Source organism: Candidatus Hodarchaeum mangrovi, from assembly GCF_975850365.1.
Window position 1 is genome coordinate 19,341 of the sequence record NZ_CDLCQJ010000126.1, and the last position, 26,392, is coordinate 45,732.

Genomic DNA, 26,392 nt, shown 5'->3' on the forward strand with positions numbered 1-26,392 from the left:
ATAATAGTTATTTCTAATTAAGAGTATTCATTTTTTAGGAGTATATAAAACTTGAGTGATTATGACACCTACATTCATTATGGAAGATTAGTTGTTGTTCTTCAAGCTATTTTAATTCCTATTTATTTCTACGTTCTTTCATTTATTTTTGTAGATGGAGTAATTTGGTTTTTAGACACTTCAGATTTACGCTTGATTTCCGATATTCTGGTCTATGGAATCGGGCCCCTTATAATGGCCTTTCCATTCCTATTCTGGACATATGGTAAAAGATATCAAATAGGAGATGCATATGAGACTTTTGGGCATGAAGTCTGGCGTCTTCCTACCACTATCAAGGCATTTTATGGATTTAACTTTGTTATTGGCATGATTTATTTATTTCCCATTATTACACCTTTTATCTCTCTATTCGGAGGATATTTCATCGCTATCTATCTTTTTAAGTGGAGAGATGAGGGTAAAGTCATAACCACCCAACGAAAAACAATTTTATTGACTCTGATATACCTTCCTTTACCCTTATTAGTCGTTATTGGATTTTTTTTTGGATATAACCTCTTTGGTACTGGATCTGGTATTTTAGGCTTTTTCTTCCATATAATAGATCTCTGGATCCAAAATATTGATATTTTATATACTTCTGCATTAATACTAGCTGATTCAGTTACAATTGGAGGGATTCTTTACTTAATATATGAGGGTGCTCAACAGGTAGACTATACTGTGAAAGTTCCAATCCTAATAATCAATATTATTTCTATTTCATGTTTTCTTGTATTAGAAACATTATTTTTATCTTTCACTGACACCTTTGGAATTTTTCTTAGTTGGATTCATGTTGGTGCAGTCATATTAGGTGTGATAATGCTTGTTATTAGGTATTGGAAGGGTTTACTTAGCACTAAGGATACTAGTATTACTGGGTGGTTAACACTAGTCCTTTTCCAACTTGTTAACTTCGCTTCAGGGTCTCTAGAAACGATTAGTCGTTCAACTGCAATAATATTTGCGTTTTCAATATTTCTCATAATATTTTGGATAGCTTATCAGAGAGCTGGAAAGCGATTTTGAGGATTCAAGCTTTTTTTATCTCAATGGACATTTTAACAAAAAAAAATTACTTAATTGTATAAATATTGGCGATTTGTAGCAAAAAAAAATATTAATTTACTTTTAATCCATTTGAAATTCTTTTTACCAAATTTTTTTTATTATAATAAAACAGAAGCTATTCAAATGATTCCCAGAACTGATGAGATACCTTCGCGATCATTTCAATATCGTTTGACTATAGAAGAATGGATGGCTACTGAATTTGAACAAGTAACTCTTCAATATGCAGGTCTAATGGATGTAGTCGATAGAGTCCGTTTTTTTGGAGTTAATGGTTTAATTCAAAGAGAAAATAAAAAGATAAGCCCCTTTTGTTTTCATTTATTCAATTCAAATGATCAAATGTTCCTAATAATTGCCTTCTCAATTCCTATCTTTCAATCTTTAGATAACATTGCACTTACTACTTCTATGGAATACCTAGCAGCGATTTTAAGACATGTTATGTGTGAAAAAAAATTATCTCTCTCTGAGGCTGAAGTTGAGGCATTCAATGATATTAAGCGATTATCCCCAATACAGGTTCAGAAACGAGAAATTATTCCATATAAGGATTTTGCTGAAAAAATTGAGATACAACTTAAAATGAAAGTCCGAATGGGTATTCCTATCCATCCTGTTTCTACAATCTATGAAGATTTCAAGAAAGAAAGGATTGAGTTCTTTGAAGAATTAGGAGTTGCAAAACGAGCTCTGGTAAGCATTCAATCAAATCTTAAAGAGTATTCCCAAAAAATTGCTAAGCGTTATCGAATTAATGTTGTCCCCTTCTTATTCCAAACCTCTTTAGAAAATCGATTTAACCCTATTATTCTCCCAATAGTCACTATGACGTCATCTAGTCAATCTAGTGAACTTTTTTCTCTCCTAATGATTAATAAAGAAGTAATTAAACGAATTACTCCAAAGGATCTTGAGATTCTAATTGCTCATGAGATAATTTTTGATCTTTTGAAAGGAAAATTTTCACGAGGTATTGTCGAAAGAGAAATATTTCTTATCCTATCGGAAGAAAATAAAAATAACCCTGAATTTCTCGTTGAAAAGGAAATGAGTAAGTTCTATGATTTAAATGAAATTAAGGAGTCACAGTCAAAAATTAAGAGTGTTGTTAAAGTTTTACTTGCTGAGGAGACTTCTATAATGGAGTTAGAATAGTAAACCTGGTGATTTTGATAAATTTGAAGGATAGACATAGAATTAGTAATTTACATAACTCGATATTACATATTACTTGGCCTGAGACACTCATTGGAGGAATTTCATTTAATGGGATGCATTAGTTCTAGAAAACTTCTTTGATAAAAGACTAAACAGAAATGAGGAGTTTTTTTACAATGGAATACACAACCTAGTATTCCATGAAGAACTATAAAATAGATAAATTGAGTGAAATTTATTTTTAAAGAATAAGAGACTTTGCTCACTTGACCTGTATAGATCACAAAAAATATAGTTAGGTTAAAAAAAAATACAATTGAACCTTAAATCGATGATTGAACATATTTAATAACGTAAACAGGTTGATACATCAAATGAGAAAAATATTCGCCCTATTGTTGATAATTCTGTTTCTGATTTCCATTCCAACACAAATAAATGGTTTAAACCATGATTTACGGGCCGAAGCCATTCCTCACTCCCTTCAGGAGTCTTCTAATCTCCTAGAAGTCAATTTATTACATCTAGAGGTTAAAAAAGGAAACACCTATGTTCAATTAGAAGATTTAATTGAAGAATCGCAAAAAGTAGAAGAAAAAGATCCTAATCCTAAGATTGCTAATGGATCTTCTGTCCGAGTCCAGGTAACCTATTCCCTTCCAATCGGAAGATCAGAGTCATTAGTTATTCGAAAATTTTCAGTTGATATTTATAAAGATATCACTGGAGAAGCAGATCAACTGAACAAAAGCTATACAGGGATTAGTAATTTTAGGTACTTAGATCCAGCAGAAATAATACTTCCTCCAAATTCTACTAGGTCAGATATTGTAGAAATACCAGCTTTAACCCTAGTAGAAATTGGTACATATAAATTTGTTTTTAGAGTAGAATTCCACATTTATAATGGTGATGAGTTACCTAAATCAAGTTTTTACCCTGAAAATTATACTTTTGACCTTGTAAAAGGATATGCCTCCCCTCCATATATAATTTTATACGTTTTCTACTTTGTAAGTATATTATTTATTGGTGTCATTGTTATAGGGATTTATGGTGACCGTAAATATAGAGAAGATCTCTAATTATAAGCTACTCTTGGACCTCTAGATTTAAAACCAAATCAGGTGATTTTTGAAGTTCTTGAGTATAATCAGTTATCTTTACATCGGTTAATATAATGCTAGAAAAACCACTATCCTTAGCTATAAATTGAATTATAGCAAGAGTTCCTTGAGAAATAGTTTCGTGAACAATTTGGTTTTGATTATAATCCTTTAATGGAACTACTGATTGTATCTTTCCAGTAATTTTTATCCGATATTGAAGCCGAATAAATTGATTTAAAGTAGTTTTTAAAACTAAAGCGGCTTTAAATAATTGATTTTTTCGAATTAATGTTGGGCCCCTAACCATCACTCTGATATTCTTCCAAGAGATTTCTGTATTTGATATACGTTGTGGACTAGGGGGTAATGCAGGAAATAAGGCTAATTGTGAAATAATTTCTCTTTTTACTTCTTGAAAATCGAAGATAGGATCCATCTGATAGTCAACAGCATAGTAATCTCTTCCCAAATCATCAACACGAAATATTTTGAAACCAGATTTTGTAGATGATATTGCAGTTGGATCCAATACTAATCCAAATGCTTTTGGATGCATTCTTTGGTAGAGGAGTTGGGTTTTGCTATCTGTTCCAGAAAAAAAAAGGCCCAAACCTGGATGTGTATGCGCCCATCCAATAATGACTTCTCCTTGTTCAAATTTACTTGGTGGTATTAGAGAGAATACTTTTTCATAGTCAGTTATATCTACAAATACAGAAGTGCCAGATCCAATTGGGATAATATCAGTGACTCTCATTAATTCATTATCTATTTTACCTAAAACAAGTCCGATACATTCTTTCCAATTAGATCGGTCATGAGGTGGTGCATTTTCCAGTGCAAATTGCAAAAATCTTTTATAGACTGTATCTGGGATTATTATCATATATTCATCTCAAAGGCGTTAAAATTTTAATTGCATGAACGAGAATACCGGAATAGACAAGATCCCGAAAGACTGGACGCATGATATGCTTTCTTGGATCAATTATAAAGTTCCTACGAGTTAATTCAAAGCATTCTTGAAGAATTAAATTAGGGTTTTCTTGGATCTCATAAACTGTATCTTCAACCTGTCCCCAGTTAGGGATGAAGCATATAAGATGACCTCCTCCTTTTAGAGCAAGTTCTACAGATTTAATTGCTTCGTAAGGAGTAGAAAAATCAAGGAAAAAAGCGTCTAGATCCTTTAATTCTATTGAAGTTCGAATATCTTGAATAGTAAAAGAAACATATTTTCTAAATCCAGTCATTTCAAGATTCTTTTTTGCATTTTCTTGGTGTTCTTCATTAATATCAAATGAATAGATATGACCACTTGGAGCAACTAAACTTGCTAGAATAAGTGTTAAAGCGCCCGAACCTGTTCCTGCTTCCCCAACAACCATTCCATTAGTTATACCAGCTATATTACAAGCAATTGCTGAATCATCTTCATACATAATTTGTGTTTTTAATTTAAATTTGCGAAGGAAATCTCTAGGTGTTGGTTTTAAAATTACAAATTGGCCTTTAAGATTTGGAATAATTTCTCCATATTTATGTCCAATAATATCATTATGAAGTATTTTTCCCCTATGTGTTGAAAATTCTGAGTCTTTTTTAAGGAATAGAATCCACGATTTTACATATCGTGTTGAAAAATCGGCAATTTTAACTGGATCTCCTTCCTTGAGCATTTTTTAGACTTCCTTTTTCATAAAAATCTCTCTGGAGGGTGTTTAAAATTAATATTACGTATGAACATAATTAATCCATTTTGATTATTGCTTAAGTCTTTTTTTACTTTTACAACTCAAAAATTCCCTAATAAGTGTAAATAAAATCATTGAATACTATTGATAAAATCATTATTTAAGATCCATTTTTTAATCCAAAGAAATGCATTTGATGATCGAATTCTTTAGGGGAATCAACACTTCGTTTATTGAATCCTCTACGTCTTTTATTCTCCATGGAGTCAATAATTATCCCAACTTGATGTTTACTGGGTGACAAAGATGAAAATCGAATATAACAAATAAAGTCTTTTTTCTAGGATCAGCAATTACATAAATGTCTAAAAGAATACAGATATCCTCTAAATACTCAATGTTTTTATTATTAACAGCCCTATAAATACGAAATGAAGTCATTGTTGTTATCCCTGAAACTCTTTTGTTTATATTTATCATCCTTTCCACTTTTAGATCATTTCTGTCTTTGAGAATAACCTGTAAATGGCTCCCATTACTGTACTATCCAAAATAATTGACAAGTTATTTCCAATTTAACAAGAACTATTTTTTATTAATAAAAATCAAACCAGAAAAACTTCCATGTAAGAATAAGCTAAGACCTTATTACTCCAGTATTTTTTGCAAGATTCAATGCTGCACTTTCTGTTAATCCAGAGGTACCTAGGATAGTATACATTGAATTTATTTTATGTGCTTTAGTTAATGCCTGTACAATTGCCTCTGGAGGGATTTCTTCTTCTAAGTCATCGATACTTGTTGGACATCCAGCATTTTCTAATAATTCTTTTATACGATAATCATCTTGTCCTTGAAGTCTTGCAATCATGATGGCTCCAAGAGCGATTCGTTCTCCATGAAGAATATTTGAATTAGGAATTTCAGCATCAAGTGCTGCAGAAAACATATGCTCTGATCCGTATCCAACTCGGATATCATTTGATGTGCCCATTAAGACTCCAGCAATGAGTAATGCTTTTAAGACTACTTTGACTGCATGGTTTAAATCTTTTAATACCTCAGAGACTTGATTTCGTAATAAGCTTTCTGAATTTTCTAATACTCCACCAACAAAACGAGAAAATCTTTCTGATTTGATTCTCCAAGCATGTCTCCAATCCCAAATTGCTGTTATCTTTCCTACGGTATCTCCAACCCCAGCAATTAAATATCTTGTTAAATTGGGGTGTAGAAGGATTTTATTGATATCAGCAATAACAGCTAATGGCGGACGACATTCACCGATATAAGTTTCAGTGGGATTTTTCAAAAAAATATAGGGAGAAGCAATTCCATCATGAGGAGTTGATGTAGGAACTGAAATCATCTCTTGTTTTTTCGATCCACCTAATAAACAATATTTTGTAACATCAATTACTTTGCCTCCTCCTACCCCAATAAGCACATTTGGATTATAAGAAAAACTTTGTTCTTTAACTGCAATTGCAGATTCTAAACTGGAGTCCTCGACAAGGATGAGTTCTGAATCTATATCATTTCTTGTCAAAATATCGTAAACCTCTTCCCCTGCTATTTTTCGAGTTTTTGGTCCAGTGAAAATAACCACTTTCGGTGGTATCCGTAAATTTTTCACGACCGATGGGATTTTCTCTAAAATTGATTCCCCAATAATAATCGATCTTGGTACAACTGATTCAAGAATCTCTGATCTAGGCATTTTGTTGTAGTCCTTTTACTTACGCCCATTTGAGAACAATCCAAAAAAATTTATAAATACTGTGTGTTTATAACAACATGCGGGAATTTTTATAAGAAAAAGTTCATCTTGCATAATAGTTTTAATTATGTTTTGTAAGATTTTGTTATTATTTCTTTATTACTTATGAGAGTATTAGCCTTTAATTGCATATTAATATAATTCAAATTATAAAATAGACAACACAAATTAAACTTTTATTCATGAATATAAGATTATAATCATTCCTAAGAGCGATTAGAAAAAGCTAACTCAAGATTTTACAACAAAATTTAATCTGTGGGAATTGGAACAAAACAATTGATAATTTGATTCAATATAAATCCCTATTTTCATTAAAAATAAAATAAAATCTAATTATTATCGAGGTTTAACTATGACTGAAGAAAAGGGAAAACGCTATAGTCGAGAAACAGCTATAGAAGAACTTAAAGCTGATCTTATAAGTGAATTACCACCTAATGCACAAGTATCTAAAGTTGTGTTCGAAGGACCTTTTGTTGTATTATATTCATTAAATCCAACTGTTTTGATGGAAAATGGTGATATAGTTAAGGGATTAGCTAAATCTTTAAGAAAAAGGATAGTTATTAGATCTGATGTCTCTGTAAGACGTGCTAAAGATGAAGCGCAGGCTAGGATTCTTGAAATTGTTCCTGATACTGCTGAAATCACTAATACCATTTTCGATGATGAACTTGGGGAAGTAATTATCGAAGCTAAGAAACCTGGTGCAGTAATCGGTAGAAATGGAGCTACACTTCGTGAAATTGCCCGTGAAATTTCATGGCGTCCTCGTGTAGTCCGATCTCCTCCAATTCAGTCTCAATTAATTAATTCGATTAGATATACCTTAACTGCTGAATCTGAACTTAGAAAACGGGCTTTATTAAACATTGGACTACGAATTCATCGTCCTCGAGTAAAAGAAGACGATTTTATCCGTCTAACGGGTCTTGGAGGGTTTTCAGAGGTTGGAAGATCTTGTTTCCTATTGGAAACTGCTGAATCGAAAATTCTCATTGATGCTGGAATGAATGTCGGTTCTAGGGAGCCAAATCAAATGTTTCCTCATTTCAATAGTCCAGAATTTGATATCGCTGACTTAGATGCTGTTATTGTGACCCATGCACATTTGGATCATAGTGGTTCAATTCCTTTTCTGTATAAATGGGGATATCGTGGGCCAGTTTATTCGAATGACGCCACCTTATCATTAATGACATTACTTCAAAAGGATTTTATAGAGGTAGCTGCTCGTGAAGGCAAAATAACCCCCTATAGCACAGGGGACATCAAAAATATGATCCTTCATACAATAACTCGTCGTTTTGGAGAAGTTACAGACTTAAGTAATGACATCCGTTTAACAATGACCCCAGCTGGTCATATATTAGGTTCATCTATTATGCATATGCATATTGGGGATGGAAAATACAATCTAGCTGTTATGAATGATTTTAAAGCTAGAAGAAGTCGTAATAGTTTACTTGACAAAGCAAATAGTCGTTTTCCCCGTCTTGAAGCGATTATTATGGAATCAACATATGGTGGACCAAGAGATGCAATGCCAAGAAGAGATGATGCTGAAATCCAACTTGTTAAAATTATCAATCAGACTGCTAAACGAGGTGGAAAAGTCCTTATTCCAACTTTAGCTGTAGGTAGAGCTCAAGAATTAATGATTGTTCTTACAAATGCGTATCAAAAGAACCAAATGGTAGAAGTTCCAGTATATCTGGATTCATTAATTGCAGAAGCGGCAGCTATTCATTCCTGTCACCCTGAGTACTTATCACAATTTCTTCAAGATCAAATTTTCAATGAAGGAAAAAATCCTTTCCTTAGTGAAATTTTCATACGGTTAGATAAGCAAAATGAACGAGAACCGTTAAGTAAAGGAAAATCAGCTGTGATTATGGCAACCTCTGGTATGCTAACTGGTGGTACCTCTGTTGAATATTTCAGGAAATTAGCCCAAGATTCAAGGAATTCTCTTGTTTTTGTTTCCTATCAAGCTGAAGGTACTCTAGGAAATAGGATCTCATCAGGGGTGAAGGAAATCAGAAGTTATGAAGATGGTAAAGCAAAACTTCTAAGAGTTAATATGGATATTCATCAGATTGATGGCTTTACAGGTCATTCTGATCGTGGTGAAATTATGAATTTTTTCCGGGAGTTATCACCCAAACCAGAAAGAGTTGTTCTTGTTCATGGACAACGAAGTAAATCTCAATCTCTTGCTCAAGCAATATCAAAACGTTATCATGCGAAAATAGACATACCTATGAATTTAGAAACAATTCGTTTTGCCTAGACCCTCTTCTGGAGATTTTCAATTGGTTTTACTAAAAGAAATCCGCTCAAAAGAAAAAAAAAATATTTTTTCTAAAGTTTTCGCCCCTGGGATACCTAACAATCTTTTAAAGAAAAAAATTCAATTTATTTCAAATTCTGAAGATGGAATTAATAGTTTTCTTTATGATCCTGAACAACGTTTACAATTTTTCCTTTATGAAGGTAAATACCTTCCCAGTATACAATTTATTAGAAGTAATCCGTCAATTAAAATTCCTAAAGTTAAAGTGGATCAAGGTGCAGTTCCTTATATCTTAAATGGTGCAGATATTTATACCCAAGGTATTGTTTCTATTCTTGAAGAGTTTAATGAAAATGAAATCGTTATAATTGTTAACCCTCAAGATTCTATACTCGCTTTGGGAAAAGCAATTTTGAATTCTACTGAGTTACTCACTTCAAGGATTAAGGGGATTTTAAATATCCACTATTTAGGCGATCGTATCTGGAATGTGAAAAATGATAGTTAAAACGAAATAAATGTAATCATCGTATGAAACTTAGTGGAAAAAAAAATAAATCAAAAAAATTAGATCGATAATTCAGTAGATTTTTCAATTTATCATAGATTATTGGATGATTTAGTATGACAGAATATAAAGTTGATCCAAATATGAAGTATTTGGCAGAACATGATTGGGCCAAGGTTGAAGGCGACTTGGTTCTGGTTGGGGTCACAGATTATGCCCAAAAAACTTTAAAAGATGTAGTTTATGTAGAATTACCTAATATTGGAGATAATTTTGATTTCAAAGGAATTTTTGGTTCAATTGAGAGTGTAAAAGCCGTTTCCGATCTTTTTTGTCCCGTAGCTGGTGAGGTTGTTGCTATAAATGAAATTCTAGCATCTGAACCAGAGAGAGTTAATAATGACCCTTATGGAACTTGGTTAATAAAAATAAATCCATCTAATCTTGAAATGGATTGGGATCGATTGCTTACTCCAGAAGCGTATTCTAACTTATTAGATTAATCAATTTTAATCTCTATTTTTATATAGATGAAAAACTGTGGAAAAACAAGAATCTACACTATATTTTATTGGAATGGGTTTAAGAGGATTTTACACCTGTTCGTTGGAATGTCTTGATATCCTCCAAAAAGCCGATATAATCTACATTGAGAAATATACCAACTTTATTTTAGAGGAACTCCCTCCTTTAATGCAAAAAATGAGTTTTAAATTTAAATTTGTCACTAGAGAAGAACTTGAAGAAAAAGATTCTTTATTTTTAGAAAAAAATAGAAATAAAACCATTGCTTTATTGATACCTGGTGACCCTTTTATTGCTACTACCCATATTTCATTAAGAATTACAGCTAAGAAGAAGGGTTTTAAATGTCAGGTTGTACATAATACATCAATTGTATCTGCCGCTGCATCGGCATCTGGGTTATCAGGATATAAGTTTGGAAAGACAGTAACCTTTCCTTTTTCTGAAAATTATAGTGACATCCCTTACGAAATTATCAAGGCAAATAAGCTTATAAATGCTCATACCCTTGTTCTTTTAGATATTGATCCTTTTTCTAATCGTTTTTTAGCAATTAATGAAGCAATAGATCAATTATTAGAAATTGAACGTAAGAAAAGTGAAAATGTCTTCATCAATGAGAGTAAAGTTATTGGAATAGCTCAATTAGGTCATAAATATGAATTTATACACGCTGGAACGGTACTTAAAATAAAAAAGATTCATTGGAGAGAAATTGGTCCACCTCAAGCCCTTATTGTTTGTGCTGAAAACCTCCATTTTACCGAAGAAGAATCTTTGAAAGAATTATGGGGTATAGAAAATTAGGATAATAAACAAGAAAGGGATGAATATTTGACAAAATTATTAATAAATTGTTTTTATCGAGCTGAAAACCAATGAAATCTACTGAAAATTCTACAGATAGTTTTCAAGCATTATTAAAAGAATTTTTAAAAATAGCTTTTTTATTGACTGTAGGAAAGGGAGGTTTTAGCGTTGAGGATTATTCAAAAGCCCTTATGCGAACAAATGAAGAGTCAATAAGTCTTCTAAAAGTTTTAAAGAGCATTTACATGGTAAATACTGTCAAAAATGATCCACAACACTATTTAATCACTGAAGGAGGAAGGAAAAATTTGAATCTAATATTGACCGGAGGTGTGTTTGATATTTTGCACCTAGGTCATATTAAAACGTTAGAAGAAGCAGCAAAAGAAGGAGATCTTTTATTGGTAGTTGTGGCTTCCGATGAAACTGTTGAAAGAAGTAAAGGTAGGTTACCGTTAAATAACCAAGAGAATCGTATGGAACTTTTGAAACAACTCAAAATTGTAGATTTAGTTGAAAAGGGGACCTCTGATCCCACTAAATTCATGGATATAGTTATAAAATATAAACCTGATGTGATTGCTTTAGGTTATGATCAATCTTTAACCGAAGATAAATTGCAGGAGTTTTTAGCTGATAAAGGCCTCGAAGGGATCGAAATAATTCGGTTGGGATCATTTATTCCTAATGAAAAGAGTTCAATTAAGATAAAAAATCTTGATGAGCATTCATTTGAATAATCATTATTTGACGATGATTTCTAATTCCTCACCGTCTTGAATTCGATAAGTTTTCTTAATACTTACTTCTGCAATTAATTCTACTTGATTATTATGATGTGTACGATCTGGTCGGATGATTGCTGAATCAATTTTTTTATTACCTATAATAAGATAGGTAGGCCAGACAAAAACTTTACCAAATCTTCTATTCTCCTTCTGAAATTCAGGAATAAATTTAGTTGGACTTCTAATAAGTTGCTCGAAATCACGTATACTCTTCTCTTCAAGAAGTTGCAAATTTAAGGTTCCTGGAAAAGGAGTATAACCTAACATCACAGCGAACTGTTGTTTGTACCCTTCTTGACTCATATAGTAGGCCCCTTCTCCCATACCTTTGATCACTTTTCCTCTTAAAGTTATTTTTTCCTCAGCTTCACGACCTTCAACATTTAAAATCATCCAAAGATCTTTGAATATCCTTTCTAGAAGTGCATTTCCCTCTGGGGTAATTTTAATTTGATTTCCTCTCTGTAAATATTGTCTAACAATTAAATTCGCATTTTCCATTCGATTAAGTTTACGTGACGCACTTTGTTGAGATATCCCCATGATTTTTCCAAGTTCACTTGTCGTACAAGAGATAGGACGCCTAATCCCTCCCATTTTGCCAATATGAATAAGTAAGCCAATCAAATCTGCATTATCAACATAATCTTTCAAGAATGATCACCTTAAAACAAATAACTCTTGAAGATTTGGCATAAAAATCCCTTTCTAAGGATTTATTTATATTATTAAATAGAGAATTCTTCATTAATAAAATAGGACATGAGTACATGATTTAGTTTGTGGTTGATTCTTAATTCAGTATTGAGGCCTTCCCTTTTATTTTTAATTGGAGGGATAAAGTCAGAAGAAAACGCTTATGAAGACATTCAGCCTCACATAGAATATGATCTATTTTCCTTCTACCACTTTCATTATAATAGATCTTAAATTTGACAATTTTAAATTGTATTAGATGGGCGTGTAGCTCAGCAAGGTAGAGCGACGGGCTCTTAACCCGTTGGTCAGTCGGTAATTTGTCATTACTCACCCAAATGGGGGTTCAAGTCCCTCTACGCCCGTTTAATTTCCCTTAAGGGGTGATTTAAAGAGGCATTAAGCAGTGACTAATGATCGATGGAATATTGGCGTCGGAGTCCCAATAGAAAATGCTGAATCTGCTCGAATTCGATTGTTAAAGGCCAATAGATTAGTTTCAGGAATTAAACCGTTTAGAAAGGATAATCTTGTATTTTTTCCAATTACTGATGCAATGGATATTAAAAAGGTAATCCGAAGCCCAGATGTGATTGTAGGAACCTATCAATTTAGAAATCGGTCTAGGAAAATACCTCTAGATGATCTAATAAAAACTAATCATCCAAATCTAGTTAACAATGATATATCATTAAAATATGACCAGATTGGAGAATTAATCGTACTTAAATTGGATCCTACAAAAACTGAGATTAAATTAAGAAAATTTATAGGGGAATTAATTTTAAGTTATTATCCAACAGTTCAGACTGTACTAAACAAAATTGATAGCATCGAAGGACAAAATAGACTCTATCCTATTGAAATTCTTGCTGGTAAAACTCAAACTACGACTTGGCATCGTGAATATGGCTTGCGTATCTTTTGTGATTTAGAAAATGCTTATTTCAACCCTCGATTAGCAGAAGAACATTATCGTGTAGGTAAATCCGTATTTGATGGAGACTTAATTCTTGATATGTTTACTGGAGTAGGATCTTTTGCTCTTCATTGTGCAGCAAACTCATTTTGTAACGTAATCTCGGTTGATATAAATAAACACGCAATAGAGTCACTAAAAAAAAGTATTTCTAAAAACAAATTAAAAGGAAAAATAAATCCCGTTATAAGTGACTCAACTCTTTTTTTAAACAAAAAACAATCTTTTAATAGAATAATAATTAATTTTCCCCAAAATTCATGGGAATACGTCTTACTAGCAAGTAAATTTTTAAAGAAGGGTGGGATTATCACTTTTTATCAATTTATGTCAAAAAAAGATTTACCAGAAGCTGGAATCCCATATATATTAGAAAGAACATTGAAAGGTCTTAAATCATATAAGGTAATATACCATAAAATAGGAAGAGAAATTTCTCCGTCTAAGATTCAATTGAATTTTGATATTCAAATTCTTTAATAAAAAGTAGAGTAGATACGATGATTGACTTTACTGAACAGAAAGAACGGTTGATTGAGTATTATTGTCAAATGGGTTATGTAAAGGATCAAAGTTCAATTGAGGCTTTTCGTTGTGTTCCTCGTGAGAATTTTGTTCCACCTAATCAGATTTCGTTAGCTTACATTGATCGACCACTAAGTTTAATGAATACTGGTCAGACAATTTCTGCTCCACATATGACAGTCATGATATTAGATTATTTAGAATTAAAAGCAGGATTGAAAATTCTTGAAGTAGGAGCTGGTTCAGGATATCAAGCAGCGTTAATTGCATCAGCAATATGCTCTGATCCATTAAATAAGGGGCATGTATATACCGTTGAAATTGTTCCTGAATTAATAAAATTTGCACAAAATAATTTGAAGAAATCTGGGTTAAATGAAGACGTTACAGTTATCAGTGGGGATGGAACCTTGGGTTATCCTGAACAAGCTCCTTATGATCGCATAATCCTCACCGCAGCTGGACCTCAGGTGCCTCCACCTCTAATAGAACAACTAAAAATTGGAGGAATATTGGTCATTCCCCTGGGACGTCCTGGATTATGGCAACAAATGACAAGGATTCGAAAATTAGATGAGAACAAAATAAAAGAAGAATTGCTTTCTTCTGTAGCTTTTGTTCCTCTACGAGGAAAATATGGATATTAATAATTAAAAAAAACTATCCAAGGCACGTTGATTTCTTTTACGTGAAATCTGTTTTTGTTGTTTTTCCATTGCAGATAGTCGTCGATTGATACGAGTTGCATCAAATCCTCGTTCTTTAATGAGAAAATCACTGATTTTTGAAAAGTCTGGACTTTTAAAAGAAATATCAATAACAGGATTAATTATAGGCTTTCTAAAATATTCTATTAATATTTCAGGTTCATAAGGGAATGCTTCTTTCATATCATAATTTAATTTTATGTGATCTAAAGTATTTTCAACAGTTTTATATTTTTGAAGTATTTTAAGCGCGGTTTTTGGACCAATTCCCTTTACTCCAGGGTTATAATCAGTACCTATTAATAGAGCTAGTAAAATTAATTGATCTTGTGTTTCTAAATTTAGATCTTTTAACAAATTAGGCAATTTAATTTCTTCAATCGGCAAATCAGGAGGAACGGATTGATCAGTGATCCTTCTCCTTCGTGTAACGATCAGGTTTCTTATAACGGTCTCACATCCAAAAAGAAATGTGTCATAATCTTGGGATGCCATTGCATTAATAATGCCTCTTTTGACCATATATGCACCCTGTGCTTCAGCTTCTTCTTCTGCTAAAATATAAGGAATGCCAAAACCTTCCAATAAAGTCATTGTGTCTTTAACTATTTGAGGAGTAATTTTTGTTGTCAATGGGGCATATTTTAATGCTTCTTCTTTTAATCCAAGCTCAATCGCTTCTAAATGTTTAATTTCTGCCCGTTTTTTCTTTTCTTTTCGAATTGCCACCTCTTCTTGTTTAAATTTTGGAGGTTTTCCATCGAATACAAACACAGGAGAGATTTGATAAGTTAAGAGGTCTGTAAGACGGTAGAACAGTCCTTGAAGATGGCTTGTTACATTACCTTTTGAGTCTGTTAAATGACCACCCCAGGATTCAGTATGTCTAATTGAAGAGAGAAGTGCGTATAAAAGGTTGTATGCGTCAAATCCAACCTTTTTACCAGTTAGTGCTTCTTTTGAAATTTCTACCCGACAACTTGAGATAAGGACTCCAATTTGCGTTCCCATTAGGCTACTTCCTATTATCTAAAAAATCAGTATCATTATGAAATCATTTATTGAACTGTGTGTGTTTTTTAATTCTATTAAGGAATTTAATGAAAGCTTTTCGTTAATAGAATAGATGCTAATCATATATAAAAGTGCAGGGAAGAAGAAAATATATCTTCTAAATGAAGATTCGTTGTATAATTTAGCATCCTGCTATGATTATTTGAATGATATAAGTGTTAAATTATATATAACCAATAACTTATCTATTGTTACCAAAAAATAGGGCCGGTGGTCTAGCTCGGTTATGACAATTGCCTTACACGCAATGGGTCGCCAGTTCAAATCTGGTCCGGCCCACTAGTATACAATTAAACTCAAAAATGGTTTTTTAGAAGGATAGGAGAAAATTTACTATCTAACCAAAATGCTTTAGAAAAGATCTGATAATAAAATAATAAATAGAAAACTTGAGAAAAATATTGTTATTCAAGTTGTTGTTGTTAAAGAAGACACATAAATATTGCGGGGGTTTCCCAGCCAGGTCAAAGGAGCTGGACTTAGGATCCAGTCGCATAGGCGTTCGTGAGTTCAAATCTCACCTCCCGCACCATTTTTAATTTAGAGCGTTCTTTTCCGATTAATATTATATTAAATACATCCTAAAAAGGAAAAACTAAAATGAATTATATTGAAGACATTTTTTCTGAAATTCGTGAGAAATTAGAGAAGGATAATGAGATTCGTGAGGAAATTCTAAAAATTTCTAGAAAATCAATACGTACTTCCTCAGTTATTATTCGTCATCTCCACAGGAGAGAGATTGAAAAAGCTGAATTATTGATTCAAGAGAATAAAGAACTAATTTCCAATCTTAATGAGTTATCTGAGAAATTAGATCCCTCCCCCTTTGGTATATTACTTGGTGCTTATCAGGAATACGCTGAATCGATGTTTTTATACTCTTTTCTTAACCAAAAGCCTTTTCTGACTTATAAAGATTTAAACATACCATACTTAGCTTATTTACATGGAATTACAGATTATATTGGAGAATTAAGGAGAGTAATTCTTGACGCTCTCCGAAAGCAAAAAAGCATAGCATTTGCTTTAGAAACATTAGATTTTATGGATGACCTCTATTCCTTATTAATTACACTTGATTTTCCTGATGGACTAACTTACAACTTACGCAAGAAAACAGATTTTGTGCGTAATTTAACCGAAAAAACTCGTGGAGATGTTGTATTAGCATTAAATCGTGAGAATTTGGTAGAAACAATAAATGAACTACTTGAAGATTATCGAAAAAAAAATTGAAAGACTTTTTAACTTCTATTTTTTTTTAGCATCCGATAGCTAAGTATTGGATTTCGTGCTGCTTTGACATCATCTATTAGTCCAACTGAAGTATTTTTCGGCGATTGCAAGATAATATCCCGTTTTCCAGAATAAGCGTAATCAGAAACTTTTTTTAATATCTCTTTGTAACCATCAAGCATTTCCTTTGGCTCTGTTTCAGTAGGTTCTATCATTAAAGCCTCAGGAATGATTAAAGGGAAATATATAGTGGGAGGATGATAACCATGATCGAGTAGAAATTTAGCTATATCATTTGCACAAATATCAGTTTCTTTCCCTAAAGTTCGGGCTGATAGAACAAATTCGTGCATACAAAAGGAATTTTCTCTATAGGGAACAGAAAATCCTCTTATCTTTTGAGTAATACTTTTCAGGTAATTAGCGTTAAGAACAGCCATTTCTGAAACAGATTGTAATCCCTCCTTACCTAATCTTAAAATGTAGGCATAAGCTCTAAGGATGATAGAAAAATTACCAAAATAGCTACGTACTTTACCAATTGAATAAGGATGATCATATTGGAAAAAATATTCATCCTTCTCTGGACTATAATCAACTGTAGGAACTGGTAAATAATGTTTTAAACGTTCAACTACTCCCACTGGTCCCGCTCCTGGCCCACCTCCTCCATGAGGTGTTGCAAAGGTTTTATGAAGGTTAAAATGAACAATATCAAACCCCATATCTCCTGGTCTTACCTTCCCCATGATCGCATTGAAATTGGCACCATCGTAATATGCTAATCCATCCACTTCATGTATTATATCAATAATCTCTTTTATGTTGGACTCAAATACTCCTAGAGTATTTGGGTTGGTTAACATCATACCAGCTGTCTGATCTGACACTGCCGATTGTAAAGCTTCTAAATCAACACAGCCTTTTTCGTTTGAAGGGATAACAACCGTTTTAAATCCACACATGGTGGCTGTAGCAGGATTTGTGCCGTGAGCGCTATCAGGAACTATTATTTCAAGCTTTTTAGATAGATTCTTTTTAATCTCATGATATTTACGAATAATCATAACTCCAGTATATTCTCCATGAGCTCCTGCAGCTGGTTGTAGAGTTACTTTATTCATCCCAGAAAGCTCTGCTAACCATTTTGATAGTTCATAGATAATTTGGAGACATCCTTGGATGCTATTTTGATCTTGATAAGGATGGATGTTTTGAACCTCCGGATAAGAGGTAACTAAATCACAAATTTTAGGATTATACTTCATTGTGCAACTACCCAAAGGATAAAACCCAGAATCAACCCCATAATTCATTTGAGAAAGTCTAGTATAATGTCGTACAACATCCAGTTCACTCAATTCAGGGAGTTCTAATGGTTTATTTCTAATAAGGTCTGTAGGGATTGTTTGAATGACTTGGTCAAAAATTTCATTTTCTTCCTCTGAAAGAGCAGTTTCAAGGAATCCAATACGTCCTTGTTTTGATTTCTCAAAAATAAGTTCCTTTTCCCAAGTAGTTTGGCGATACATTCAGGCACCTCTAGTAATATTTTGAAAGTTATTCAATTGTGATATAAAATGTTGAATATCAAATAATTGTGTCATTTCAGTTGCAGAAGATAAATAAGATGTTCCAAGATTTGGATAAAACTTTTTGAGTGAATATCCTAGATAAATGTCGTTTTTAAACATATGATTTTCAAAATCTGTTTGTAAATTTTCATTATTAAGTTGGAAAACAAATTCTCGAAAGTGAGGATTTGAAAAAACAGGCACACTAAGAATTTTTATCTTTTTCATTTGTTGAATCAAATAATTTGTTTTTGATATATTTATCCTCGCAAGCTGTTTTAAACCGTTCATTCCAATAGTACTAAGATAAACTGCCGATGCTAAGGCACAAAGAGCATTATTAGTACAAATATTTGATGTTGCCTTTTCTCTACGAATATGTTGCTCTCTGGTTTGCAAAGTCATAATAAATGCTCGTTTCTCTGATTTTTTTTCAGTAGTCAACCCAATAATTCGGCCTGGCATTGTTCTTGATAATTTTATATCATTTTTCACAGCAAAAAGCCCAAGTAAAGGTCCACCAAAGTTCATTGGTAATCCCAAAGATTGTCCTTCTCCAATTGCGATATCTGCTTCATATTCTCCAGGGGATTTTAAAATTCCTAGTGAGATTGGATCTATTCCTACAACAAAAAGAGCATCGTTTTGATGAACAATTTTACTGATTTCATTAATTTTTGTCTCTATCACGCCAAAGAAATTAGGATGTTCAGTATATACACCTGAAATTTTTCCTTTATACATTTTTAAAAGCTCTTCTAGAGCAGAAATATCTGTAGCCCCTGTATTTGAATTAAATGGATATTTAATAACAGAAATGTTTGCTCCAGAAGCATAGGTTTCAAGAGTCTGATATCGCTCAGGTTGAATTGCAGAAGGAACAAGAAAAACATTCTTTCCATTTGTTCTTGTACACATTAAAGCAGCTTCCCCTAATGCTGTAGCCATGTCATACATCGATGAATTTACAAAATCCAGTTGGGTTAATTCAGCAATCATCGATTGATATTCCCACAGCCCTTGTAGCATACCTTGGGAAATTTCTGGAGCGTAAGGGGTATATGCTGTATAGAATTCTGATCTACTAAGTATAGCATTTATTATGGTTGGAATTGCTTGATAATAAATTCCTGCTCCTAGGAATGATGAGACTTTTGATACTTCTACATTTTTGGAAAGTATTTTTCGTATTCTATTGATGGTTTCTTGTTCGGAATGCATGTTAGGAAGATCAAGCTCTTTTGAAAACCTAATATTTATGGGGATATCTGAAAATAATTCTTCAATAGATGAGATACCGATTTCATCAAGCATACTCTTAATTTGAGCATCAGTTTGAGGTAGATATGGGTGAATGAATCGTTGAGTAAATGTCATAGACAATTTCACCATGAATTTATACAAGAAGATACAAATCCCAGTGAAGCTAGTTATTTTTAAAACTGTTCGGATTAAATAATAGGAACTTAGAGACTGTGGAGATGGAAAAATAGAAGTTTTTTAGCAATTTGAAAAATTTATTATTCTTCTAGAGCTTCAACTTTCTGAGAGCAAAAACAACAAAGGTAAATGCTGCTAATGGAATGATAAATATTAGTAATTCTATAAATGGAGGAGGATCAATTGTTCCTGTTGGAATGGGTCGTAAACTAGTGGTTGTTGTTGTGATTTTCTTTCCTCTAAAAGAGATTTCTATATTGCTTGATGATTTAATGCTTCCAGAGATGCCATTTTCAAAGTAAAATGTTACTTCAACCTCTGGTAGGACAAGTGTTTCAATATTATCTGAAGTGACATTATAAATAATAGTAAGTTGAAAATTATAACTAACAGATAAATTACCAATATGATAGAGGATTTCATCGGTTTCATTGTTAAATTCGGTTCCAGTTTTTGAACTATTTAAAAATTCAATTTGAGATGGTACTATAATTTTAAGAGATACATTGTAAAAATCTTCAAAATAAATATTAGTGACGGAAATACTTAAGTTGAATTGTTCAGTCTGATAAACAGTAATAGGGTCAGCAACTTGATAAACTATAAGAGGAGATGCATCAATCGATATTTTTTGACCATTTGTAACTGAATTAGCTAAGTTTATCATTCCTAAAATTATGAATAAAATGAAAATCCTCTTATATAATTGTTTCATTAAGTGTGTCACCTGTATTTTACTAAGGGGGAATCAATGTAACAATACAAAGCTTTTTGTGGTTGTAAAAGTATATATGCTGAAAAACACATCGATATTCCGGAAATATGTAACTACTTTAGTAAGTTTCGAGAAGTAATAAGATGGATCAATTCATTGTTTCTCCTTTGAAAAAATTAAAAAAGATGAGTTTATGAAGTAATTTTCCAATCCAGATTGAATAGGTTTGTTTCTAATATAGTGCTGTATTTTATTTTAATATGCTACAGCGGTTCCTTGTAACGCAATCTTTGCAGCTGTTTTAAATAATTCTTCCACGTTGTTACCCTTTAGAGCGCTTGTTTCAAAATAAGGAGCGTTTAATTCTCTAGCAAGAAGTTCTCCTTCTTCTCTTGTAACTTCTCGTTTAAACACATCGTTTTTGTTACCAACAAGAATTATAGGTGTATTCTTAGCATATAATCGAAGTTCTCTAACCCAATGTTTGATATCAAAAAAGGAACCACGATTCTGAAGGTCGAAAACAATGATTGCTACACAAGCCCCATAATAGAAATCACCCCTTATACAACCAAATCGTTCTTGACCAGCTAAATCCCATAATACAAGTTTTATAGATCTGTTATTGAACAGGGTTTCATGAACTTCAATATTTAAGCCAACTGTTAGTTCATAAGTACCTGGAATTCTTTTTGTTCGAAGGTTTGAGCATAATGAAGTCTTACCAACCTTTCCATCACCGATCAAGATCAATTTACTAGCAATTACTTCTGTAGCCAGCTTCTTATCTCCAAGCAGTATATGAATGAATAAGTCTCAAATAAAAATTAAAGAAAACATGATATTAACATATTATGGGAGATAGAGTATTCCACAAGTTAACCCAACTGATAATAGAAAAATAATTTATTACTGAAATTAGATGAATAAATTGCTGAAATATATGTCATCACTTCAATTAGTCTTTTCCCACCCCCAAAATTCTTTTTGTGCAAGCCATTTTTTATTAGGATTTGGAAAATGTGAACGATTACATGGTCATAACTATATAGTGGAGGTCCGTCTTGAATACAAGAAAAATGTCCCTGCTGTAAATTTTTCAGAAATAAATCTACTGATAAGATCAAAAGTAAAAGTTCTTGATCAAAAAATTTTACTTGCTGGCTCTAATTTTGAAGTCTTAATTGAATCTGCATTAAATATTTCTAATTGGATTGTGACAACTGGTGAAAAAAGATATTCCTTTCCAAAGAAAGATGTTATAATATTAGAAGGATTTTCTGCAATCACTTCTGAAAATCTAGCTAAATATCTTCATCTAGAAATCTCTAAAGCAATCAATGAAATGTATCCTAATACTTTTAAATGGCTCAAAATTATTATCGAAGAAAATTATGGTAATAAAGTGTTATTTTCAGATAAAATCTTTCAAAAATAGTATGGGAGGCTAATCCCAACGGTTACCTGTCAATGCTAGATATGCAAGAATTATTATCCCAACAATAAGAAAAATCCCCAGAAGACTAATGACACCAATTATTATTAATGTTATTATGAGTGACCAAATATCCAAATTGAATAATCCCCTTACTTTTCTTTTTTTTATTGTTCAGAATATCTTCTTTATTCATCAATCATTTTTGTTTAATCAAAATTCCACTATTTAAACCTAACTAGAAAGACATCCCATATTATATAAACCATTAACTGTTAGATAGGGGGCTCATCATATTTCTGCAAATCAGAGGTTATATAATCCCTTAACTTATCACATTCTCCTTGTTTAATAATATCTGGAGATTTGATTTCCTCTTTGAAATTCGTTGGTTCGATCCGAACAATCCAATTAGAATAACAATCTGTATTCACCAAGGATGGATTTTTAATAACTTTTTCATTTACTTCCTTTAGAATGCCTGAAAGGGGTAATCGAAGTTGCCCCATCCATTTATCACTCTCAACAGTTCCAAAAGCTCGTCCTTGTTGATATTCGTCATCTATCCGCCGTGTTCGAATATGATGAAGATGCCCTGCTTGCTTTTGCCCGAAATCATCAAATCCAATTTCAATTAAAGTATCTATTTTCTTAAACCAAATATGGCCTGGATCATTAGAGTAATAGTATCTATCTAAAGGGAAATAATAAGTAAACTTTTTAGTAGATATTTCTAAACGGGCATCATCCAAAAAAATCACCCAAATATTTCAATCGAATTATCTTCCAAAATGTGGTTAATAAGCTGTTCGATATTATCTTTTTTGGTTCCATTTGATGCATAAATATCAATCTGAATCATACCTTGTCGATGCCATGTTAAACGATGGAGTGAGGAACGAAATACTACTACACTAGGTGTATCTGCTAAGATCGTAAAATTTTTCCCACTCATAGACTTTTTCACTTGTTCCATGTTAAAAGGACTTTTAATTGAGAAATATACATACCATCGCCTAGGGTTAGATGTACAAGGACTGATAGAAAAGCTTAGAGCACCCATTCAATAAACCCATATTCAATTTTTAATTCGAGATTGTAAATTATCTTAAGAATCATACTCTTTCAAATAACGTTAATCTAAGTTAATTTTAAGGGAAATTTTCTTAGGTTTGAAAAGAAGTAGCTTCTAAAATCAGAAACGAAAAACTATAATTTGACTCTAAAATAAAAAAATGAAGGCATATTAGTCAGTAAGGGAAAAAATGCGTCATGAAAGCTGTTTGTTTATTATCTGGTGGGATCGATAGTCCTGTTGCTGTTCAGATAGCGATAAATCTTGGTTTCCAACCATATTTGTTACATTATCACAATTACCCCTTTCATTCTCTCGGTACTCTTGAAAAAGTTATTGAAATCTCAAATAAAATTGCTTTAAATAATCTAGACGAAAATATTAGTCTAATCATAATACCACACGGTAAATCCCAAGAAATTATACTTAATCAACTTCATGACAAAGAAATAAGGCAAACTTGTCTTTTCTGTAGGATCCAAATGTTTAGAAAAGCTGAATATTATGCTAAAAAAGTTTCTGCTGATATTATAGTCACAGGTGAGATCTTGGGAGAACAGGCTAGTCAAACTCTTAGTAATCTCCCTTTAGTTAATGCTGAGATTGATATCCCTGTGGTTAGACCACTGATTGGATATAATAAAAAAGAAGTTGTGGAATTATCAAAGAAGTATGGATATTATCACGCTTCAATTCTTCCAGGAGGGTGTTGTAGTGTGAATCCTAGGTTTCCTGAAACTCAAGGTAATAAAAAAACTGTGGACACTATCTTTGAAAGAATAGTATTAAATTTAAACAATAGTATGAAGGAAGAATTATCTCAATTATTAGAATTTAGTTTACCTGGAGAAGCAAATCAAATTCTCGAATCGATTAGGGTCTAATCTCTTTTTCTGAATAAATTAGCTAATTTTTACCATCATATATTCTTCAAAGTCTACTAGGACTTTAACATACCCAATTAATGCTTCATCGAGCTGTAAGTCCCCTGTATCAACATGCAAAGTCTTTCTTTCGATCTTGTTTAATTTATTTTTTGATGCTATTATTAGAATGTTATTTATTCCAACAATTTGTAAGACATTAGGACTAATTTGTTGATTTCCTCTTCCTAAGATGAAACCCTGTCCTCCAATTGGTGTTAATAAGATTATAACTTCCCTCTCTTTATTTTTATTAAGTATTTCAAGTAACCCATATTCTGAAAGATCTTTTCCAAGGAAGGTTCCATTTATTACAGCATCAATTCCTAAAACTGTTTTATTAGTAGAGATATGAGATCCAAATGCTTTTGATACTTGTTTTATAGTTGATCCCGCCCCTAAAATATAAATAACATCTTGTTTTATTAAATTTTTCAATGTTTTAACTATTCCCTCAATATTTTCAAGCTCAGTATCTTCTATCTTTGTCATTAATTTTGTGGATTGCATAAGAGTTGGTACATAGGGAATAATTCCTAATCCATATAATTCTGTTTGAATAGAGTCCTTGCGAAATTTTTCTTCATTTAAATCTATTATTTCTGATTCCATAAAGTATACTTCATCCATAACGAATTTACGTAAAATTTCAGCTCCTTTTTCCGGACTTTGAGCAAAAACTCCTGAATGCATTTTTACTCCCGAAGGGATACCAAGAATTGGAGTTTGTGATTTTAAAGCTTGATGTAGGTCACGTGCAGTACCATCTCCTCCTACAAAAATTATGAGATCGACATTCAGAGAGACGAGTTTTTTTACACATAGTATCGTTTCTCTTGAAGTAGTTAAATCAGGGATAATTATCTCATCCAAAACGAAATATTTTATTACAAATTTGGTTTGTTGAAATGAATGGAAAATTTCTTCTCCCATTTTTCCTTTAGGAATAAAAAATTCAACATTTTTCACTTCAGGGAATTTGGAAAAATGACTAAGAAATCGACGTGTTCGATCTGCAGCTATTGGAATAGCACCTCTTTTTAGAGCTTCATTTTGGATTTCTATTGAATCAGTTCCCTTTAATCCCACTCTACCTCCAATTCCAGCAATAGGATTAACTATAAAACCAATCTTTTTCAATTCAGATGAATCCTTTGTTCTCAAATTATAGAAATATTAGATTTCATGAAATATTTTAAAAATACAGATCATTTTTATCTATAAAAATGGTATGTCTTAAAACCTTAATATTTTGAAATATGTAGGAAAATTTTACGTACTTCTATTTATCTGATCGAAGTTTGATTCAAATGAAAATCCTCATTACTGGAGCTAGTGGATTTATTGGTACCACCCTAATTCATCATTTAGTTACTGAAAAACCTGATTACAACATTTTTGGGGCAGTTAGAAAGACTTCTAACATCACTAAACTGGAGGAATTGGGAGTTAAACTAGAAAATTTTGATTTAAATGATTATACTACCTTTAAACGTGCTGTTCAGGGCAAGGATGTTGTAGTTCATCTAGCAGCAAATTTTAACTTTTTAGCATCAGAGGAATCTTTATTCAAGGAGAATGTTGAGGCAACAAAGAAACTTGCTGAGACGTGTCTCTCGTTAAATACTAACCACTTTATATATTGTTCAAGTACAGAAGCCCTAGGAGTTGTCATTGATGGAACAGAGGAATCTGAATACCATCCTGATGAGGTATATGGCAAAAGCAAAATGGAAGCAGAAAAAATCCTTCTTCAAATGTATCATGAAAAGAATTTTCCAGTTACGATAGTAAGGCCCAGTGGAGTTTTTGGTCCAGGAGAAAATTATGTATTTAAAGAAATAATTGATTCAATAGATCGGACCATTCTCAATAAATTTATTCCCACAAAAGCTATGAATAATGTTCAATTTACTTATGTCGATGATGTGGTTAGAGGACTTATCCGGATAATTCAAAATCCAAAGATAACTAAGGGACAAATATATCATTTGGTTTCTGATAATCCCCAAAGCTATCGACAAATTTTTTGTACAATAGCAGACAAAATTGGTCGTAGGCGTCCAATTTTTATACCGTATTTTCCATTAATATTTATAAAGCCTTTCTGGCCACTAATAGTGAAATTTTACCGAAAGAAAGGATTTGGATATCCATATGTTCCTAATGGTCTCTATAAATTGCAAACAAATCGAAATTATTTAAATTTAAAAGCAAAAA

Annotated in this window: 28 protein-coding genes and 3 tRNA genes; 17 read left to right on the plus strand and 14 right to left on the minus strand. The window is 32.2% G+C overall.

Going from position 1 to position 26,392, the window contains the following annotated elements; translation table 11 throughout:
* The first annotated feature begins 51 nt into the window (after positions 1-51).
* The 3 genes from ACWVCY_RS12125 (at position 52) to ACWVCY_RS12135 (ending at position 3,362) form a co-directional block, all read left to right on the plus strand.
* Entirely contained in the window at positions 52-1,074 is a 1,023-nt protein-coding gene (locus ACWVCY_RS12125) for a hypothetical protein (protein ID WP_455143094.1), read from the plus strand.
* Positions 1,075-1,239: 165 nt separating this feature from the next.
* Complete coding sequence (locus ACWVCY_RS12130; RefSeq protein ID WP_455143095.1) at positions 1,240-2,274, plus strand: hypothetical protein; 1,035 nt, start codon at positions 1,240-1,242, stop codon at positions 2,272-2,274.
* 377 nt (positions 2,275-2,651) lie between these two features.
* Entirely contained in the window at positions 2,652-3,362 is a 711-nt protein-coding gene (locus tag ACWVCY_RS12135; RefSeq protein ID WP_455143096.1) for a hypothetical protein, read from the plus strand.
* A 7-nt stretch (positions 3,363-3,369) separates the two neighbouring features.
* Here the strand turns inward: ACWVCY_RS12135 and ACWVCY_RS12140 are convergent, their stop codons facing one another.
* From ACWVCY_RS12140 to ACWVCY_RS12155, 4 genes are all read right to left on the minus strand, one after another.
* Positions 3,370-4,272, minus strand: coding sequence for a Mov34/MPN/PAD-1 family protein (locus tag ACWVCY_RS12140; RefSeq protein WP_455143097.1), 903 nt, complete (start codon positions 4,270-4,272; stop codon positions 3,370-3,372).
* A gap of 4 nt (positions 4,273-4,276) precedes the next feature.
* Positions 4,277-5,065: a tRNA (adenine-N1)-methyltransferase gene (locus ACWVCY_RS12145; RefSeq protein ID WP_455143098.1), complete on the minus strand. Its 789-nt coding sequence runs from the start codon at positions 5,063-5,065 to the stop codon at positions 4,277-4,279.
* 288 nt (positions 5,066-5,353) lie between these two features.
* Positions 5,354-5,560 carry a hypothetical protein gene (locus ACWVCY_RS12150; protein WP_455143099.1) on the minus strand — a complete coding sequence of 69 codons (207 nt, stop codon included), beginning with the start codon at positions 5,558-5,560 and terminating at the stop codon, positions 5,354-5,356.
* 157 nt (positions 5,561-5,717) lie between these two features.
* Positions 5,718-6,800 carry an iron-containing alcohol dehydrogenase gene (locus tag ACWVCY_RS12155; protein WP_455143100.1) on the minus strand — a complete coding sequence of 361 codons (1,083 nt, stop codon included), beginning with the start codon at positions 6,798-6,800 and terminating at the stop codon, positions 5,718-5,720.
* Between the two features lie 415 nt (positions 6,801-7,215).
* On the opposite strand from ACWVCY_RS12155, the gene ACWVCY_RS12160 reads away from it, so the two are divergent.
* From ACWVCY_RS12160 to ACWVCY_RS12180, 5 genes are all read left to right on the plus strand, one after another.
* Complete coding sequence (locus ACWVCY_RS12160) at positions 7,216-9,156, plus strand: beta-CASP ribonuclease aCPSF1 (protein WP_455143101.1); 1,941 nt, start codon at positions 7,216-7,218, stop codon at positions 9,154-9,156.
* Between the two features lie 22 nt (positions 9,157-9,178).
* Positions 9,179-9,667 (plus strand): PUA domain-containing protein, encoded by a 489-nt coding sequence (locus ACWVCY_RS12165; protein WP_455143102.1) that lies wholly within the window; start codon positions 9,179-9,181, stop codon positions 9,665-9,667.
* A 116-nt stretch (positions 9,668-9,783) separates the two neighbouring features.
* Positions 9,784-10,170 carry a glycine cleavage system protein GcvH gene (gcvH, locus tag ACWVCY_RS12170; protein ID WP_455143103.1) on the plus strand — a complete coding sequence of 129 codons (387 nt, stop codon included), beginning with the start codon at positions 9,784-9,786 and terminating at the stop codon, positions 10,168-10,170.
* A 37-nt stretch (positions 10,171-10,207) separates the two neighbouring features.
* Entirely contained in the window at positions 10,208-10,999 is a 792-nt protein-coding gene (dph5, locus tag ACWVCY_RS12175) for a diphthine synthase (protein WP_455143104.1), read from the plus strand.
* Between the two features lie 71 nt (positions 11,000-11,070).
* Positions 11,071-11,742: an adenylyltransferase/cytidyltransferase family protein gene (locus tag ACWVCY_RS12180; protein ID WP_455143105.1), complete on the plus strand. Its 672-nt coding sequence runs from the start codon at positions 11,071-11,073 to the stop codon at positions 11,740-11,742.
* A gap of 3 nt (positions 11,743-11,745) precedes the next feature.
* Here ACWVCY_RS12180 and ACWVCY_RS12185 read toward each other — a convergent pair whose 3' ends face one another.
* Positions 11,746-12,444 carry a DUF120 domain-containing protein gene (locus ACWVCY_RS12185; RefSeq protein ID WP_455143106.1) on the minus strand — a complete coding sequence of 233 codons (699 nt, stop codon included), beginning with the start codon at positions 12,442-12,444 and terminating at the stop codon, positions 11,746-11,748.
* A 303-nt stretch (positions 12,445-12,747) separates the two neighbouring features.
* Between ACWVCY_RS12185 and ACWVCY_RS12190 the strand changes: the two genes are divergently transcribed.
* The 3 genes from ACWVCY_RS12190 to ACWVCY_RS12200 all read left to right on the plus strand — a co-directional run bounded on the left by ACWVCY_RS12190 (position 12,748) and on the right by ACWVCY_RS12200 (position 14,637).
* Positions 12,748-12,851: transfer RNA gene (locus tag ACWVCY_RS12190), tRNA-Lys, on the plus strand.
* A 41-nt stretch (positions 12,852-12,892) separates the two neighbouring features.
* Complete coding sequence (locus tag ACWVCY_RS12195) at positions 12,893-13,945, plus strand: class I SAM-dependent methyltransferase (protein ID WP_455143107.1); 1,053 nt, start codon at positions 12,893-12,895, stop codon at positions 13,943-13,945.
* A 20-nt stretch (positions 13,946-13,965) separates the two neighbouring features.
* Positions 13,966-14,637 (plus strand): protein-L-isoaspartate(D-aspartate) O-methyltransferase, encoded by a 672-nt coding sequence (locus tag ACWVCY_RS12200; RefSeq protein ID WP_455143108.1) that lies wholly within the window; start codon positions 13,966-13,968, stop codon positions 14,635-14,637.
* Between the two features lie 3 nt (positions 14,638-14,640).
* Here the strand turns inward: ACWVCY_RS12200 and ACWVCY_RS12205 are convergent, their stop codons facing one another.
* Positions 14,641-15,708 carry a flap endonuclease-1 gene (locus tag ACWVCY_RS12205; RefSeq protein WP_455143109.1) on the minus strand — a complete coding sequence of 356 codons (1,068 nt, stop codon included), beginning with the start codon at positions 15,706-15,708 and terminating at the stop codon, positions 14,641-14,643.
* 267 nt (positions 15,709-15,975) lie between these two features.
* On the opposite strand from ACWVCY_RS12205, the gene ACWVCY_RS12210 reads away from it, so the two are divergent.
* The 3 genes from ACWVCY_RS12210 (at position 15,976) to ACWVCY_RS12220 (ending at position 17,010) form a co-directional block, all read left to right on the plus strand.
* A tRNA-Val gene (locus ACWVCY_RS12210) sits at positions 15,976-16,050 on the plus strand.
* A gap of 165 nt (positions 16,051-16,215) precedes the next feature.
* Positions 16,216-16,303 (plus strand) — tRNA-Leu (locus ACWVCY_RS12215).
* Between the two features lie 68 nt (positions 16,304-16,371).
* Positions 16,372-17,010: a hypothetical protein gene (locus tag ACWVCY_RS12220; protein ID WP_455143110.1), complete on the plus strand. Its 639-nt coding sequence runs from the start codon at positions 16,372-16,374 to the stop codon at positions 17,008-17,010.
* An 8-nt stretch (positions 17,011-17,018) separates the two neighbouring features.
* Here the strand turns inward: ACWVCY_RS12220 and gcvPB are convergent, their stop codons facing one another.
* From gcvPB to ACWVCY_RS12240, 4 genes are all read right to left on the minus strand, one after another.
* Positions 17,019-18,542 carry an aminomethyl-transferring glycine dehydrogenase subunit GcvPB gene (gene gcvPB, locus ACWVCY_RS12225; protein ID WP_455143111.1) on the minus strand — a complete coding sequence of 508 codons (1,524 nt, stop codon included), beginning with the start codon at positions 18,540-18,542 and terminating at the stop codon, positions 17,019-17,021.
* Positions 18,543-19,961: an aminomethyl-transferring glycine dehydrogenase subunit GcvPA gene (gene gcvPA, locus ACWVCY_RS12230; RefSeq protein ID WP_455143112.1), complete on the minus strand. Its 1,419-nt coding sequence runs from the start codon at positions 19,959-19,961 to the stop codon at positions 18,543-18,545.
* Between the two features lie 151 nt (positions 19,962-20,112).
* Positions 20,113-20,739 carry a hypothetical protein gene (locus ACWVCY_RS12235; RefSeq protein ID WP_455143113.1) on the minus strand — a complete coding sequence of 209 codons (627 nt, stop codon included), beginning with the start codon at positions 20,737-20,739 and terminating at the stop codon, positions 20,113-20,115.
* 255 nt (positions 20,740-20,994) lie between these two features.
* Positions 20,995-21,492, minus strand: a complete 498-nt coding sequence (locus ACWVCY_RS12240; protein ID WP_455143114.1) for a Rab family GTPase — start codon at positions 21,490-21,492, stop codon at positions 20,995-20,997.
* Positions 21,493-21,682: 190 nt separating this feature from the next.
* On the opposite strand from ACWVCY_RS12240, the gene ACWVCY_RS12245 reads away from it, so the two are divergent.
* A complete protein-coding gene (locus ACWVCY_RS12245; RefSeq protein ID WP_455143115.1) occupies positions 21,683-22,177 on the plus strand; it encodes a 6-pyruvoyl trahydropterin synthase family protein in 495 nt (164 codons plus the stop codon).
* A 9-nt stretch (positions 22,178-22,186) separates the two neighbouring features.
* On the opposite strand, the gene ACWVCY_RS12250 is transcribed toward ACWVCY_RS12245, so the two are convergent.
* From ACWVCY_RS12250 to ACWVCY_RS12260, 3 genes are all read right to left on the minus strand, one after another.
* Positions 22,187-22,312: a hypothetical protein gene (locus ACWVCY_RS12250; protein WP_455143116.1), complete on the minus strand. Its 126-nt coding sequence runs from the start codon at positions 22,310-22,312 to the stop codon at positions 22,187-22,189.
* Between the two features lie 137 nt (positions 22,313-22,449).
* Positions 22,450-22,926 carry a glycine cleavage system protein H gene (locus tag ACWVCY_RS12255; RefSeq protein ID WP_455143117.1) on the minus strand — a complete coding sequence of 159 codons (477 nt, stop codon included), beginning with the start codon at positions 22,924-22,926 and terminating at the stop codon, positions 22,450-22,452.
* A gap of 5 nt (positions 22,927-22,931) precedes the next feature.
* Positions 22,932-23,237: a hypothetical protein gene (locus ACWVCY_RS12260; RefSeq protein WP_455143118.1), complete on the minus strand. Its 306-nt coding sequence runs from the start codon at positions 23,235-23,237 to the stop codon at positions 22,932-22,934.
* 209 nt (positions 23,238-23,446) lie between these two features.
* Between ACWVCY_RS12260 and ACWVCY_RS12265 the strand changes: the two genes are divergently transcribed.
* On the plus strand, positions 23,447-24,133 hold the full coding sequence (locus ACWVCY_RS12265) for a 7-cyano-7-deazaguanine synthase (protein WP_455143119.1): 687 nt from the start codon (positions 23,447-23,449) through the stop codon (positions 24,131-24,133).
* 18 nt (positions 24,134-24,151) lie between these two features.
* Here ACWVCY_RS12265 and ACWVCY_RS12270 read toward each other — a convergent pair whose 3' ends face one another.
* On the minus strand, positions 24,152-25,312 hold the full coding sequence (locus ACWVCY_RS12270) for an ATP-NAD kinase family protein (RefSeq protein WP_455143120.1): 1,161 nt from the start codon (positions 25,310-25,312) through the stop codon (positions 24,152-24,154).
* Between the two features lie 170 nt (positions 25,313-25,482).
* Between ACWVCY_RS12270 and ACWVCY_RS12275 the strand changes: the two genes are divergently transcribed.
* Positions 25,483-26,392: NAD-dependent epimerase/dehydratase family protein (locus ACWVCY_RS12275; RefSeq protein ID WP_455143121.1), on the plus strand; the 910-nt coding region annotated here is incomplete at its 3' end.